15 protein-coding genes are annotated in these 15184 nt (G+C 38.9%); 8 read left to right on the plus strand and 7 right to left on the minus strand.

Translation table 11 applies throughout. From position 1 onward, the window contains the following. Genes EHQ16_RS14565 through EHQ16_RS14600 form a run of 8 tightly spaced genes read left to right on the plus strand, consistent with a single transcriptional unit; the run spans position 1 to position 8945 of the window. Positions 1 to 1008, plus strand: coding sequence for a PhoH family protein (locus EHQ16_RS14565; RefSeq protein WP_135633187.1), 1008 nt, complete (start codon positions 1 to 3; stop codon positions 1006 to 1008). Next, the gene (locus tag EHQ16_RS14570; RefSeq protein ID WP_135633185.1) at positions 1005 to 3371 is read left to right on the plus strand and encodes an HD family phosphohydrolase; all 2367 of its coding nucleotides are present in this window, start codon (positions 1005 to 1007) and stop codon (positions 3369 to 3371) included. Before EHQ16_RS14565 ends, EHQ16_RS14570 begins: the two co-directional genes overlap by 4 nt. Further along, positions 3368 to 3835 carry an rRNA maturation RNase YbeY gene (ybeY, locus tag EHQ16_RS14575; RefSeq protein ID WP_135633183.1) on the plus strand — a complete coding sequence of 156 codons (468 nt, stop codon included), beginning with the start codon at positions 3368 to 3370 and terminating at the stop codon, positions 3833 to 3835. The genes EHQ16_RS14570 and ybeY overlap by 4 nt, the downstream gene beginning before the upstream one ends. Continuing rightward, on the plus strand, positions 3836 to 4585 hold the full coding sequence (gene recO, locus EHQ16_RS14580) for a DNA repair protein RecO (RefSeq protein ID WP_135633181.1): 750 nt from the start codon (positions 3836 to 3838) through the stop codon (positions 4583 to 4585). It begins immediately after the preceding gene. Then, complete coding sequence (locus tag EHQ16_RS14585; RefSeq protein WP_167482666.1) at positions 4582 to 4836, plus strand: hypothetical protein; 255 nt, start codon at positions 4582 to 4584, stop codon at positions 4834 to 4836. The genes recO and EHQ16_RS14585 overlap by 4 nt, the downstream gene beginning before the upstream one ends. 1 nt (position 4837) lies before the next feature. Beyond that, positions 4838 to 6613: an arginine--tRNA ligase gene (gene argS, locus EHQ16_RS14590; RefSeq protein WP_135633179.1), complete on the plus strand. Its 1776-nt coding sequence runs from the start codon at positions 4838 to 4840 to the stop codon at positions 6611 to 6613. Positions 6614 to 6619: 6 nt separating this feature from the next. Beyond that, positions 6620 to 7876 carry a nicotinamide-nucleotide amidohydrolase family protein gene (locus EHQ16_RS14595; RefSeq protein ID WP_135633177.1) on the plus strand — a complete coding sequence of 419 codons (1257 nt, stop codon included), beginning with the start codon at positions 6620 to 6622 and terminating at the stop codon, positions 7874 to 7876. Between the two features lies 1 nt (position 7877). Next, entirely contained in the window at positions 7878 to 8945 is a 1068-nt protein-coding gene (locus EHQ16_RS14600; RefSeq protein ID WP_135633175.1) for a hypothetical protein, read from the plus strand. 89 nt (positions 8946 to 9034) lie between these two features. Here the strand turns inward: EHQ16_RS14600 and EHQ16_RS14605 are convergent, their stop codons facing one another. From EHQ16_RS14605 to gap, 7 genes are read right to left on the minus strand one after another with little or no spacing between them, the layout of a single operon-like run. Beyond that, positions 9035 to 10051: a response regulator transcription factor gene (locus EHQ16_RS14605; protein WP_135633173.1), complete on the minus strand. Its 1017-nt coding sequence runs from the start codon at positions 10049 to 10051 to the stop codon at positions 9035 to 9037. Next, positions 10048 to 11217, minus strand: a complete 1170-nt coding sequence (locus EHQ16_RS14610; protein WP_135633171.1) for an LIC_12097 family sensor histidine kinase — start codon at positions 11215 to 11217, stop codon at positions 10048 to 10050. Before EHQ16_RS14610 ends, EHQ16_RS14605 begins: the two co-directional genes overlap by 4 nt. Positions 11218 to 11225: 8 nt before the next feature. After that, on the minus strand, positions 11226 to 11894 hold the full coding sequence (locus tag EHQ16_RS14615) for an LIC_12096 family protein (protein WP_135633169.1): 669 nt from the start codon (positions 11892 to 11894) through the stop codon (positions 11226 to 11228). Then, on the minus strand, positions 11854 to 12186 hold the full coding sequence (gene secG, locus EHQ16_RS14620) for a preprotein translocase subunit SecG (RefSeq protein WP_002974121.1): 333 nt from the start codon (positions 12184 to 12186) through the stop codon (positions 11854 to 11856). The genes EHQ16_RS14615 and secG overlap by 41 nt, the downstream gene beginning before the upstream one ends. A gap of 9 nt (positions 12187 to 12195) precedes the next feature. Next, positions 12196 to 12945, minus strand: a complete 750-nt coding sequence (tpiA, locus tag EHQ16_RS14625) for a triose-phosphate isomerase (RefSeq protein WP_135633167.1) — start codon at positions 12943 to 12945, stop codon at positions 12196 to 12198. A gap of 1 nt (position 12946) precedes the next feature. Beyond that, the gene (locus tag EHQ16_RS14630) at positions 12947 to 14137 is read right to left on the minus strand and encodes a phosphoglycerate kinase (RefSeq protein ID WP_135633165.1); all 1191 of its coding nucleotides are present in this window, start codon (positions 14135 to 14137) and stop codon (positions 12947 to 12949) included. Between the two features lies 1 nt (position 14138). Beyond that, the gene (gene gap, locus EHQ16_RS14635; RefSeq protein WP_002973650.1) at positions 14139 to 15146 is read right to left on the minus strand and encodes a type I glyceraldehyde-3-phosphate dehydrogenase; all 1008 of its coding nucleotides are present in this window, start codon (positions 15144 to 15146) and stop codon (positions 14139 to 14141) included. Positions 15147 to 15184 lie beyond the last annotated feature (38 nt).

Raw genomic sequence — 15184 nt, forward strand, 5'->3', positions numbered from 1 at the left:
ATGGATGAAAGTTTTACATTTCAGGAAGAGTCCCTCTACCAAACGGTATGTGGGATTGGAGACAGCAAACTCCCGTTATGGGAAAGTCGCCTCAATGTAAAACTCATCCCCAGAGGAAAATCTCTCATCATCCAAGGAAACGAGGACCAAGTCCAAGTGGCCTTGGATACTTTCCATAAAGTGGAAGAGAACTTCAAACGTAGACCAGACAAAGCCGATTATTCTTTTTTTGATATTGATTACTTGGTGGGTAAGGTAAAAGATTCCAGTGGTGGATGGCCCACTCCTGGTTCCTCTGACTTTCAAAAGGAAGGGGAAACTTGGACTCCGAGAGACAAAATCTTTGTCACCTTCAAAGGAAAACCCATCTTTCCTCGAACAAAAAATCAGGAAAGTTTTGTCGATAGCCTTCATAAAAATTATATCACCATTGCTATGGGTCCAGCCGGAACCGGTAAAACTTTTTTATCCATCGCATCAGCTTGTCGAATGATGCAAACGGGAGAAGTGGACCGGCTTATCCTCACTCGTCCCGCAGTGGAAGCCGGTGAAAACTTAGGTTTTTTACCAGGTGACTTAACACAAAAAGTAAACCCATACCTCCGTCCCATCTATGATGCGTTACACGAATGTATTGGTTTTGAAAAAACAAGCGAATACTTACAAGTGGGGAAAATTGAAATTGCACCCATTGCCTTTATGAGAGGTCGGACACTTTCTCATTCCTTTATTATCTTGGATGAAGCACAAAACTGTACTTTGCCACAGTTAAAAATGTTTCTCACTCGGTTTGGTAAAAATTCCAAAATGGCAATCTCTGGAGATGCCACCCAAATTGATTTGGCTCATGGTCGTTCGGGACTAGAAAAAACGGTGTATACATTAAGAAATCTAAATGGGATCGAAACAATTTTCTTTGGAAGGGAGGATATTACACGTCACCCTATCGTCGAATCTATCGTACGCCGTTTTGAAGAAAACGAAAGCCTATTTTCGAAAAAACCATGAAAGCCTTATTAGATTCACCAATGACCCAAATTACAGACTTCCTAACAAAGGTTAGGCCCGTATCTGTGGTTCGTAACACCCAAATTGTTTTGGTTTTTTTAACTCTTTTATTTGTTACCTACGTACTTTCCATTCCATTTTTTGGGCAAACAAAAGTGGATACAGATCCAGATGGTTTATTCTCCGAAGGTAAAATTGCGCCGGAGACCATCCAATCGGTAAAAGAATTTTCTTATGAAGATGCTGAAAAAACAAACGGGGAAAAACAAAAGGCAGTTGCCAATGTTCCTTTTGCTTTTGATAAAGATTTTGGAATTTTAGTCGCAGGCATTGATACAAATCTCTCTGAAGATGTAGAACTCCTTCGCACCATTCTAGCAGAAGGGAAGGGAACACCTGCGGTTGTTAAGGATCGAATTCCAAGATGGCGTAACCGTACCAATGAAGAAATCCAAGCCATCCTAGATTATCCAAGAAAAGATAAATTAAAGAACTTTATCGAACAATACACCAATTTGATTTTTTCTAAGTATTGTATTGTCAAAGAAGACCTTCCTTTTTCAAAAGATTTGGACAAAGCTGGGGCCAAAATCCGAAACATCGGAACCCAAGACCAAACATCCATCATTGATGGAAATTTGGTGATCCCTAGGTCTCAGATTTATAAAGAAGGCCCTGTTGCTTCCGTTTTATCAAAGTTAGCTTCTGAAAAGTTGCCAAATGTTTCCGATTCCCTACTCAAAGCTGTTTCAAGAATTGGACTTTATTATGTGTATTCTTATCCGGCATGTAATTACAACCCGGAAGAAACGGAAAACGCTCGGATGCGAGCGGCAAGTTCCATTCCCATTCAAAAAAGTCGGATCCAAGCCAATGAGGTGATTGTTCGTTCGGGCGATGTCATCACTCCAGAAGTAAAACTAAAACTGGATATGATGAACCGGTATGCCACTCGTGCAAACTTGGCATCCATTATCTCAATATTCTTAACTCAATGTGTTCTGATAGTGATTGTTGGATTTTATCTGATCCGTTACCGGCCAAACCGCTTAAACGATCTTTCTAGCAATCTAATTATCTTTTTTACTCTTTGGATTGTGATCGCGTCGATCTATCTACTATCTAAAATTTTCTATGCAACTGACAATGATTTGTCGGGGGTTTATTATTTTGGTATGTTTGTTCCAGTGGGGATGCTCTGTTTACTCCTTGGTTTTGTCTATGACGAACAACTTTCTATTGCCATTGGGTTTTTCTTAGCCTTTGCTGTATTTTTTGCATCCAGATACAATCCTACATCATTTATGTTGGCCTTTACTGTTGCCGTCATGAGTTCTATCTATGGAAGGCGGCTTCTCAAACGAATCGATTTTTTGAAGGCTGGGTTCCTTCTTACCTTTGTTCAGATTCTCATCACAACTGCCGGATATTTATTTGATGGAAGGGAGTTTTATGTATCCACGGGGTCTGGTTTTTTTCGCGACCTAACCAATTCCAATTTATTCCGAATCACTGTGATGTGTTTTGTGAATGGTTTCGCGAGTGCTACCGCGGTACAATTTTTGTTACCAATGTATGAATATGTATTTAATATTCCTACTCGTTTCAAATTGATTGAACTAGCGGACACTGGCCATCCATTGTTACAACAATTGTTAACCAAAGCTCCTTCCACCTATACTCATACCTTTATGGTAGCAGCTTTATCAGAACGAGCTGCCCAGAATTTGAACTTGGACCGACTTCTTGTTCGTGTAGGTGTGTACTTTCATGATATTGGAAAAATTCCCAATGCTGGTTTTTTTGTGGAAAACCAACACCTGATCCCCAAACCAGAACATATTGATAAAAACAATCCTGCCCTTGCTGCAAAAACTGTCATTGATCACGTGTTAGATGGGATTGAGATGGCAAAAAAAGCAAGGCTCCCGAGAGAAATCATTAGTTTTATCCCAGAACATCATGGAACCTCCACAATGGCTTTTTTTTACCACAAAGCCTTACAGGAAATTTCTCCCTCGGCTAGAAAGAATATAAACAAAAAAGATTTTCAATACCCTGGTCCAAAACCACAAAGTAAAGAAACTGCAATTGTGATGATTGCTGATTCTTTAGAAGCCGCATCTCGTTCATTAGATGAAGTATCTCCCGAAAGTTTAGATGAACTCATTCGTAAAATTGTGAACTCCAAACTAGCGGAGAACCAACTAGATGAAAGTGGGCTTACTATTGGAGATTTAGAAATTATCAAATCAAGTTTTCAAGAAGTACTACTCTCTAGTTTGCACCAAAGACCTAAATACCCTAAACCAGAAGATACCAAAGCACTGGAAGTTGCTGGTTCTAAAAAAAATAAAAAATGAACTCTTCGTTAATTGTGTTATCCCACCTGAATGACCAGTGGGGTGGGGACACAGAAATTAAGTCCGAACTTGTTTTAAAAAATTCCGAACAGATTATTAAATTTTTAAGTCCTAGTTTTCTGCAATCCTTAGAACTTTCGATTCTTCTTGTTAATGATGAACTGATGCAAGAAATCAATTTAGAAAGAAGGGGATACGATAAAACAACAGATGTATTATCCTTTCCACTTTATTCAGATTCTCCTCCAATTCCATTCCAAATCTTAGGTGAAGTTGTGATATCAATGGATACTTGCCGCAGACAGGCTAAAGAAATTGGTCATTCGATCATCGATGAATTTTACCGCCTTCTTGTACATGGAATCTTACATTTGTTTGGTTATGATCATGAAACAAACGAAGAAGATGCCATCCAAATGCGTAAAAAAGAAGATGAATGTTTGGAACTGGTGTTTGAACGTTAGATGGCCATCCGAAAAGAAAAGGGAATCGTCATCCAGAGCCGCGATATTGGTGATAGTGACCGAATGATTAGTTTGGCTGGTGAGTCGCAGGTGCGGATGAATTTTCTCAGCAAAGGAATTCGTAAATCCAAACGACGTGCCATCATTACTACAGAGATTGGATCACTTGTGGAAGTGGATTATTATGATCAGGCTGAAAAAGATTGGAAGTCCATTAAGGAAGTCCATCTAGTCAATCGGTATGATGAATTAAAATCTGACTATTTAGGAACTTTGTTTGTTTTGTATGTTACGGAACTAACTTCCTTTCTTTATCCAGAAGGGGAAAGTCATCCGTTTTTATTCCAACTTTTATCAGGTAGTTTAAATACATCCAACGAAAAGGGTTTCCAAAAACAAATCCTGCCATTCTTTAAATTACGTGCTCTAGCCCACATGGGTCATTTTCCCACAGAATTTTACTGCCATACTTGCGGGGAAGAGGTTCTGTTGAAACCGGCAGCTTATTTTTCTGTGGCCGAACGTGAATTTTTATGTTCTGATTGCCACCCTCTGCCTAAAGATCATTTGCCTGTTTTGAAACTGTTTCATACTATGTTATCAAAGAAATTTTCGAACGTACTCGGGATTTTTCTCGGGGAATCTGAATATAGAGATGGTGATTTGATTTTAAATCAGTTTTTACGTTCTCTTTTTGGAAAAGAGTTAAAATCATACTTCGAATTTTATAAAACAATAGGGTATTTATGAATTCTATTACAAAGACCATTTTACTTTGTATGACTCTTTCTGTTTTTTTTGCTTTATTCCAACTCCTGTTGAAGGGAGAGAATTGGCAAAAGAAGGAAAAAATGATTTCGGGAAAGGAAATGTCTGAATCCTTCAAAATTACCCTCCGGGAAGAAAAAGAAAGTATTCCCCATTTTGTATCTAGGTTCAAAGCCAGAAGTTTTGAACTTTGGCAAAATTCAGACAAATTAAAGATGGAAATTAAATATTAGAATGAATGCAAATCAATTATTAAAACAACTAGTGCTTTCTGAATTAGAGAAGGCTGTCAGTGTTTATTTAGAAAAAAATAATCTTACCTCTGTTAAAGATAATTTGAAAATTCGAATTGAATATTCACGAGATGAAAAGTTCGGAGATTATTCTTCACCTTTTGCCTTAGAAAACAAAAACATTTTGAACAAAAATCCAAAAGAAATTGCGGAGGCAGTACTTGCAGAAATTCAAAATGTTTCTTTCTTTGAGTTTGTTAGTTTTTCACCACCAGGTTTTATCAATTTTCGAATCCAAACAGAGTTTTTAAACAAGTATGTAACTTCGGTAATGACACCAGATGTGTCATTTGCCCAAACACCAAAAAAAGAAAATATACTACTTGAATTTGTCTCTGCGAACCCGACGGGTCCCATGAATATTGTTTCGGCCAGGTCAGCAGCTTACGGTGATGCATTGGCAAATTTACTGACTAGTCTCGGACATACCGTTAAACGAGAGTTCTATGTGAATGATTATGGTAATCAGGTTTATTTACTTGGGGTTGCTGTTTTACTTCGAATTTTTGAATCGAAGGGAGAAACCATTCAATTCCAAGAAAAAGAATCCGATGAACCAGTCATTGATTTAATCAAAAAAAGAATATTACCGAAAGAAAGTTACCGTGGCGAATACATAAAAGACATTGCTCTTCAATGTTTGGAAGATACATCGAGGACAAAATTTATTTTTGATTCTGTATCTTCTGAAAAATGGGATGAGGTAATTGATTTCCTTTCCAAGTATGCAGTAGAATATAATCTAAGCCGACAAAAAGAAGACTTAGCTCTTTTTGGAGTGAACTTTGATTTGTTTTTTAGCGAACGTAGTTTACATGAAGCGGGGGATGTGGAAAAGGTTCCTACTATCTTAAAAAAAGAAGACGTAACCACAATCGATGGAAAACTCCACTTCCTTTCGACTCTTTACGGGGATGATAAAGATCGTGTGATCCGAAGAGAAGATGGAAGGCCAACATATTTGATGGCAGATATAGCTTATCATTATAATAAATTCACACGAGGGTTTGATACACTGATTGATATTTGGGGGCCTGACCATTACGGATACATCGCTCGTCTGAAAGGTGCTGTGAAATCGTTTGGAAAATCAGATGAAAGTTTTCGAATCCTCATTGCCCAACAAGTAAATCTAATTGAAAATAAAGAGAAAGTTAAAATGAGTAAACGTTTGGGAATTTTCCAAACGATGCGCGATCTTCTTTCCTACTTGGGAAAACAAGGTCGGGACGTAGGACGTTATTTTTTCCTAATGAGAAGTTCCGATGCCCCTCTTGATTTTGATTTGGATTTGGCGAAGGATGAATCTGACAAAAATCCTGTGTTTTATATTCAATATGCTCATGCGAGAATTTGTTCCATCTTCCGTGAATTACAAGTTCCTATGGATATTAAACCTCTAGAGGCCAAAATTTCTGTAGATTTTTTAAAACAAGAAGAAAGGTCTAGATTGTTGTTTTGGGTGGCAAGACTCCAAGAAGAAGTTTATGATACGGCAACAAACTTTGAACCACATAGGCTTACGAATTATCTCCAATCTTTGAGTAAATCATTCACAAAGTTTTATTCGCAAAAAGACAATAGGATCAAAGACAAAACTGGAAACGAAAGAGATACCCTTCTTGCACTCGTGCTTTACACTAAGTTTGCTTTAGAAAGTGGATTGAAACTTTTAGGAATCTCCGCACCAGAAAAGATGTCAAAAGAAGAGACGTAAAAAAAAGTGGAACCACCTTATATAGTTATCATTGCTTCGGGTTCTGAAATTACGGCCGGAAGGAGTTTGGATACAAATTCCGGTTGGATGGCGAATCAATTGTTTGAGTTGGGTTGGAAGGTAAAAAAGTTTATCACTTTACCAGATGATCCAGATCTTATTTTATCAGAACTCCAGACTCTAAAGGAGCTTACAAAATCAAAACCAGTTCTTGCGCTGATGACTGGTGGCCTTGGTCCCACAGAAGATGATTATACACTCGAAACAGTTTTAAAACTTAGCGGAAAAAAATCTTATTCCGTTGAAAAAGCAAAGATCCGTTTGCAAAGAATCTATGAATCTCGTGGAAAACAATATAGCGATATACTTCCTACAGTAATGCGCCAAACACATGTTCCGGAAGATTGTAAAATTTTGGACAATAACGTTGGGATTGCAGTTGGATTTGTGGAGCCCATTGGAGTGGATTCTTATTTGGTTTGTATGCCAGGTGTTCCTTCTGAGATGAAGGAAATGTTCACAAGAAGACTCACTCCCGAACTCAAACGAATTTACCCCAGAGAAAACTTAGTCCAAAAAACAAAATGGTTGTGGAATATTGGTGAATCTCTTTACCAAAAAGACTTTGTCGAAGCCCATAGAGATGAACTTTTTTCGGGTGTAGAGTGGGGTGTGACTGCAAACAGAGGTTATATTAAGTGTATTTTTCAATCGACGGATTTGGCAAAACTCGAAAAAATAATCTCTGAGTTAGAATCACAATACCCAAAGATCATTTCGGATGATGTGTTTACTTTTGTTCATGAAGAATTGGTCGCAAAAAAACTTACCATCGCTGTGGGGGAAAGTTGCACGGGAGGGCTTCTCGGAAAGAAACTAACGGACTCTCCGGGATCTAGTTCTTATTTTATTGGCGGATTTTTAACTTATTCGAATGAGATGAAAGAGTCTCTACTCGGTGTTCCAAGTGATATCTTAAACCAGTTTGGTGCTGTGAGTCGAGAAACGGCGGAAGCCATGGTGCGGGGTATTTCAGAAAAAACAAAAGCCGATTACTCTATCTCCATTACTGGGATTGCAGGGCCTGATGGGGGAACGGATACAAAACCTTTGGGAACTGTTTGGATTGGAATCAAATCGCCAGATGGTTCCATAGAAACTCATTCCTATATTTTTCCGGGAAACAGGGAAAGTATCAGGGAAAACGCAAGTAATACAGCTTTATTTTTATTATACCAATCTTTAAAACAAAGGAAGGTTTAAGATGTTACAAACGATTGTTTATTCGCTTGGTTTTTTTCTATTATTCTTTTTTAGTTGGGATGTTGATTTGAATTTACTTCCAAACATCCGGGAAACTTGGGTATGGAACAGCGAGGGAAGGTTCGGAACCACCTCACCAAAGATAGGTGAAGATCCTTTAAAGACAATCAATGGATACAAAACCGGAGGAAAGTATTATTCCTTCCGAACAGGAAAGTTTCTGGAAACAGATCCAAAGTATTTGGTCGACTTTCCTTTATTATCCAATGGGTATTTATTGTATGAAAAAATTGGTGATGAAGTGAATTTTTTCTCTGATGCTTCGGAACTCTTTTGGAAAAAACCAATCAACTCTTATCCAAGGAGTGGGTATTTTGCTTCGCCGGTTTTGTATTTGGCCGGTGATAATAATACTGTTTTTCTTATGGATGAGAGTGGAAACCGAGTTGGCAAATCAGAATTAAATGGAAGGTTCCTCACTGATTACCAATTTGATTCTAAAAACAAAGGTGTGATTGTCCTTTTTTCTGGAGGAGAGATCTACCGATTAGACGAAAAAGGAAATGTCCTCTTTGAGAGTGATCTTTCCAAAGAAAAAAAGGATTCCTTTTTTAAATCAGTTTCTCTTTCTCCGGATGGAAAGTTTTCTTCGGTTCATTATTCATTACTGGATAAAGACTTTGTTTTAGTATTGGATGAAAAAGGAGAAACCGTTGAAGAGTTTTCTCTTCCTAAATTTTACCCACACAAACTTTATTTTGTGACTGGAAATGATGGTTCTATTATTTTTAATTTACCAGATTCCATTACTTTTTATCAGGATGGAAAACTGAGTTGGGAAAAAACCAAACAAAAATCAGGTGGTGTATATCAATCTGTTTTTGCTACGGATTCGATTTACGTGGTTTTGTCTGAATCGGAAATCCAGTTTTATAATACCAAAGGAAATTTGATTCGTACCAAACGAATTTCTCCTTCTGAGTTACCAATCCGCTTTTTCCCTGGTAAAGTAAGTTCAGTTTTTTATATGCAGTCCAAATCTGATTTGATGCAGTTCCAGATTTTTTGAACCATCGTTTTTTTGACCATAGATCATTAGCCAATTTTGGCTTATGATCTGTTTGGTTCTCTAGATAGTAATTCTATAGTGTTTTAGATTTAAGAATTTGATTTGGATTTTGGATCTACTTCATAAATGGAAAGAGATTTGAAACCAGTTCTTCCTTCTCTATTGATCATGGCAATTGTTTCTGTACAAACTCCTGGTTCAATGTTAAAGATGAGTTGGTCTGAGATCTCTCGACAAATATAAAGACCACGTCCGTGGCTATCCTCTAAACCTTTTGGAAATCCAGTGGAATCATCAATGCTGATATGACGATCCAACCTGTGTAAAATTTCTTCTTTCTTTAGTGATCCAAACTGGTCACGCACCACAATAAAGATGGTACTTTCTGTGGCCCCATATCCAATCAAAAAATAATCATCGGGCATAAGTTGGATATTATCGAGTGGAACTACCATGTCATGGCTTGGAATTTCAAATTGGTATTTGTATTCGCCCTCATGGGTGCGGGGAGCTCGGATCATTGCATTGGAAGTGAGTTCTTCTAATACTTGTTGAATGGCCTTGGGTGCACCCAGTTGGATTAGGTTTTTAGAAATTTTTCCACAAAGTATGGAGCGGTCTTGGTCAGACTTAATTTGTTTGTAAATGATTCCATTGCTAGGTGCGTCTTCAAATTCGTTGTCTATGTTTTGGTTATAAACTTTGAAGTCACCAGTGAAATACTTTTCAATTCCAAAAATATCATTAGAAAGTAATTTCTCTACCATTACTTCAATTAGGTGGATGTCTAAAAAACTATATTTCGGGATGATGTTCCAAATATGTAGGTCTTTTGCATATTTGATGTATTCATTGATATTGTATGCCGTCATCAGCGCATACAATATATGAGGGAATTCTTTTTGGATGAGTTTGACTAAATCAATTCCTGATTTTCCTGGGAGTCGGATATCTGTGATGGTTAAGTCGATTTTTTCATTTGTTAAATACCAAACAGCTTCCTCAAAATGTTCAGCTCCAAAAACATTAAACTTTGTGCTGAGTAAATCCATAATCGCTTCGCGAATGGAATGAATGTCTTCAACAATTAGAATCGACTTCTTCATGGATTTTGCTCCGTGATATCATTGGTGAGTGGGAAGGATATCGTAAACCTTGTTTTCTGTTCACTGGATTTTACTGAAATATTTCCATCATGTTCTTTGACAATGGAGTGACAGATAGAAAGTCCAAGTCCAGTTCCTGTCCCTGATTTATTGCTGGTAAAAAATGGATCAAAAATTTTTTGAATGATGGCATCTGGGATTCCACCGGCATTATCTTCGACAATGATATGGAGCCAATTTTTTGTTTTTCTAAGTTCAATTGAAATCTCCCCAGGTCTATAATCAAAGGCTTGGAGTGAGTTTCTAAATAGATTCATAAACAAACGTTCCATCTTTCCTGGATGGAATGGAAACTGGTAATCATGGTCACAGGCAATGCGCCAAACAATGTTTTTACTCAAATGTGGATAGAGTCGAATGACCGTATCTTTTGCACGGTTGATTGTTTCGACAATGTCACCCAGAGTGACTTTAACTTTGTCCGTTTTGGCAAACGAGATGATATCAGATACAATAATGGCCGCACGGGAAATATCGTTTTTTATCATATCCAATCGTTTTTCAATTTGTTCAGGAGGTTGGTTTTGCCAATTTGCTTTTAAGTTTTGGAGTGTAAGACTAATCCCTGTGAGTGGGTTATTTAACTCATGGGCAATCCCTGAAATTAAAATTCCTAGAGAGGCGAGGTTACGCATCCGAAAGGATTCTTCTTCTTTTTCTCTTTGTTTGGTAACATCTGAAATTTTTTCCACCATCCAAAACAGATCTTCCTGTTTGGGATAAGGGTAAAATTCCAAAAGTAGGGTTTGTTTTTTATCTTCAGAACGAAAAAAAATCTCTCTTGTGATGGGAGTGGAATAGGTTTGATTTTTTTCTTTAGACTTTACATTGATTTTAGGGCAGTAGGGACAAATGTCTGTTCTTTGGTATAAAACTTCGTAACATTTACGATCAAGGAGTTCATCATATTTATTGTTTTTGGCAAATAGAATGGTAGCGAGATTGGCTCTTTGGATATTAAAATCGGAATCAATGAGGACAAGTGGGTCTTGCACCACATCATAAATGGCTTCGAGTTCGCGAGCTTTTTCTGCAACCTTTTCTACGGATGCAAAATCATTACCCTCGTTTATACTGTTTCCACTGTCACCACTTTGAGAGTTCATGAGTTAAGCTAGTATCCCAAAGACTGGTTCAATTGTTTGAACATAGACTTTTGATTTTTGTTACCACCAGTTTTTTGTAAGGCGGTGATGGCCGCAAGTTGGCTATGAAAGTCTAAAAGAAATTTGATATAAAAATCTTTTTTAAAATCGTTACGTTCCTGTTTTATATCATCATTACGTAAGGAAGAAAGCGGAAAACTATCACTTCCATCGATTCCGGAAAAACTAATCACCATATCATTGAGTGATTCATCTAAAGGAGAGGTATCAGAGATTTTGGTTTTTGTTTTTTGTTCGATTTCCGTATCTTCTGTGACCACCGATACTTCCACTTTCGAGAGGACCGATCCGTTAAATTCGAGAAGGATTGACTTTTCCTCAGAATGTTTGATTCTGTTTTTGTTCTGAGGGTCTGGATCTACTTTATATTTTCGAATCCGGATCCCCGTTCTATTGGGATAGGTTCCAATAAAACTGATGGTTGTATTTGCTGGAAGGGAAGTTAGATTTTCGTAAGACAAAAGTTCCCTAGCTTTAGCGATATCTCGGTAAAGGCTAAGGATTTCCTTATCTAATCTATTTTCTTTTTCGGAGATGTTAGTCTCAGCAGAGAGACCAACAGCCCAAAAGAATAAATTAAGGAGTAGTAGGAGCCGGTACTTCGGAAGGTGTTCCATCAGTTTCTACCGGAGCTTCCAAACTTGGTTCCACATCAGGAACCAAAACTTCGTCTTTTTTCGCAAAAACAAAGGAAAGAGCCAGTGATAGAACGATAAAAAGAATCGCCGCAACTCTCGTAGTTTTGGTCATTACGTCAGCTGTAGATGCACCAAAAACCGATTGGCTCGCGGTGGATCCACCTAACATTCCTGCACTTCCGCCTTTTCCAGTTTGGATCATGACAAGAAGGATGAGAAAGAGTGAGAGTAGAATAAAAAGTGTGAGGATGGTTCCTGCAAAAAATCCCATATTGTTTCCTTATTTTAAAAGTCCTAAAAATGAATCTAATTTTTGACTAGCTCCTCCAACGAGGCCACCGTCTATATTTGGTTTGGCGAGTAATTCTTTGATATTGTCTGGTTTTACAGAACCACCATAAAGAATTTGAATTTTCTCGGCGATTGTAGAAGCACCCACAAATAAGTTACCAATCTCTTTGCGGATAAAGGCATGAGCTTCTTCTGCTTCTACAGGCGTTGCTACCTTTCCAGTTCCAATGGCCCAAACAGGTTCGTAAGCAATCACAAGTTTTGAGAATAGGTCGCTTGTAATGTCTTTGAGTCCTTTTTTGATTTGATCTTCTAACACAGAGAAGGTGTTTCCTTTTTCTCTTTCTGCCCAGGTCTCACCCACGCAGTACACAACGCGAAGACCTGCTTTCAAAAAGTATAATATCTTCTGGTTGTCAAACTCGGAAGTTTCCCCTAGGAATTGACGTCTTTCTGAGTGACCCACGAGAACAGTTGTGATTCCAAGCTCTGCTAGTTGCACCGGAGAGATTTCTCCCGTCATTGCTGTGAGCCCAGATTGATAAGCATTTTGTGCTCCGACGATGAGTTTTGATCCTTTGGCAAGATTCGCAACAGATTCCAAATGCAAAGCACTTGGGAAAATCATTACCTCATGAGCAGACGAGTCACTCGCAGAAACCAAACCTTTGGTGATGGTCACAGCTTCCGCCAATGTCAGATTCATTTTCCAGTTTCCAGCAATGATTTTCTTTCTCATCTTATTTTTCTTCCTTAGGGAGTAAACATTGTACACCAGGAAGAGTGCGTCCTTCTAAAAATTCTAAGGAAGCACCACCACCTGTGGAAATATGAGTGATTTTGTCTGCCACACCCGCTTTGTTCACGGCAGCAATGGAATCGCCACCACCCACAACGGTTTTGGCCTTGGATTTACTGATGGCTTTGGCGATCTCAATGGTTCCTTTCGAGAACTTGTCCATCTCAAACACACCCATCGGCCCATTCCAAAGGATGGTTTTGGCTTCTTTGATGGCTTTGATGTAATTATCTACGGTTTTTGGGCCAATGTCCATTCCCATCCAACCATCCAAGATTCCCATTTTATCAACAGACTTGGTTTTGGCATTGGGATCAAAATTATCGGCAATGATATGGTCTACCGGAATTTGCAGGTCTACCCCTTGGATTCCGGCTCTGTCAATCAGTTGGAAGGCTTGGGATTCAAAGTCTGGTTCCACAAGGGACTTACCTACGGGAACCGCTCTGGATTTGAGGAAGGTATAAGCCATCCCTCCACCGATGAGTAGGTGGTCTACCTTCTCGAGAAGGTTCTTTAAAATTGCAAATTTAGAACTGACTTTGGAACCACCGACAATCGCCACAAAAGGACGTTCCGGTCTTGCGAGAAGTCCACTGAGTACTTCAATTTCCTTTCTCATGAGAAGTCCTGCAAAGGCAGGGAGTAGGTGAGCCACACCTTCCGTAGAAGCGTGGGCACGGTGTGCAGTTCCAAAAGCATCGTTGACATAGACGTCAGCTAACTTGGCCAGTTCCTTACAGAAACCGGCCTCATTTTCCTCTTCTTCCTTATGGAAACGAAGGTTTTCTAAAAGGAGGATTTCACCTTCCCCCAGTTCATTTGATAACTTCACAACAGGGGCACCAACGACAGAATCAGAAAAACTGACTTTGGTTTTAACGAGTGTGGAGAGAACATCAAACACTGGTTTCATGGAATATTTTGCCTCAGGGCCGCCTTTCGGGCGACCTAAGTGACTTCCAAGAATGATCTTTGCCCCTTTGGAAATGAGTAACTCCAAAGTGGGAAGGGTTTTTTCGATCCGAGTTTTGTCTGTTGCTTTTCCGTTTTCTACAGGGACATTGAAGTCCACGCGGATAAAAACTCGTTTTCCTTTTAGATTTTGTTCTTCTAGAAGAGGTAATTTCATCTTAGCCTTTTTTTGCCATGTAACGTACGAGATCTAACACTCGGTTAGAGTATCCCATTTCATTGTCATACCAAGATACAAGTTTGAAAAAAGTAGAGCTAAGTTCAATACAAGCATCGGCATCAAAGATAGAAGAACGAATGTCTCCGAGGAAGTCGTTAGAAACTACCATATCTTCTGTGTAACCAAGGATTCCTTTCATGGAACCTTCACTTGCTTCTTTCATTTTCTTTTTGATTTCTGCTAAGCTAGTTGGCTTTTCTGTGCGAACCGTTAAGTCCACAACAGACACGTCTGGAGTCGGAACTCGGAAACTCATACCAGTGAGTTTTCCGTTTACTTCTGGGATACAAAGTCCTACTGCTTTGGCAGCCCCAGTCGAAGCAGGGATGATGTTTTGAGCGGCACCGCGTCCACCACGGAAGTCTTTTTTAGAAGGTCCGTCAACAGTCGGTTGGGTTGCTGTCATCGCGTGGATGGTAGTCATGAGTCCTTCTACGATTCCAAAGTTGTCAAGAACCACTTTTGTGATCGGAGCAAGGCAGTTTGTTGTACAAGATGCGTTAGAGACAACATTGTCCTTTGCCGAATCGTATTTTTCATGGTTTACACCCATTACAAAAGTAGGGATGTCTTTGTCTTTTGCGGGAGCAGAGATCACGACTTTTTTCGCGCCGGCTTTGATGTGTTTTTCTGCACCCACTCGGTCAGTAAAAAGACCTGTAGATTCAATGACGAAGTCCACTCCAAGTTCTTTCCACGGGAGTTTTTCTGGATCTCTTTCAGAGAAGGTTTTTACTTTTTTGCCATCGATAATGATTTCGTTGTCTGTGTGAGAAACTTCACCGTCAAAACGACCGTGAGTGGAGTCATATTTGAAAAGATAAGAAAGGTTGTCCGGTGTAACAAGGTCGTTGATTGCGACAAATTCTAAATTGGGATCTTTGATTCCGGATCGAAGTACTAGACGTCCAATGCGACCAAAACCATTGATTGCGATTTTTACCATGAGTTTCTCCTAAAAGGTTCGTATCGAGAGATGAAACG

The sequence above is a fragment of the Leptospira kanakyensis genome (assembly GCF_004769235.1).
Lineage (GTDB): Bacteria > Spirochaetota > Leptospiria > Leptospirales > Leptospiraceae > Leptospira_A > Leptospira_A kanakyensis.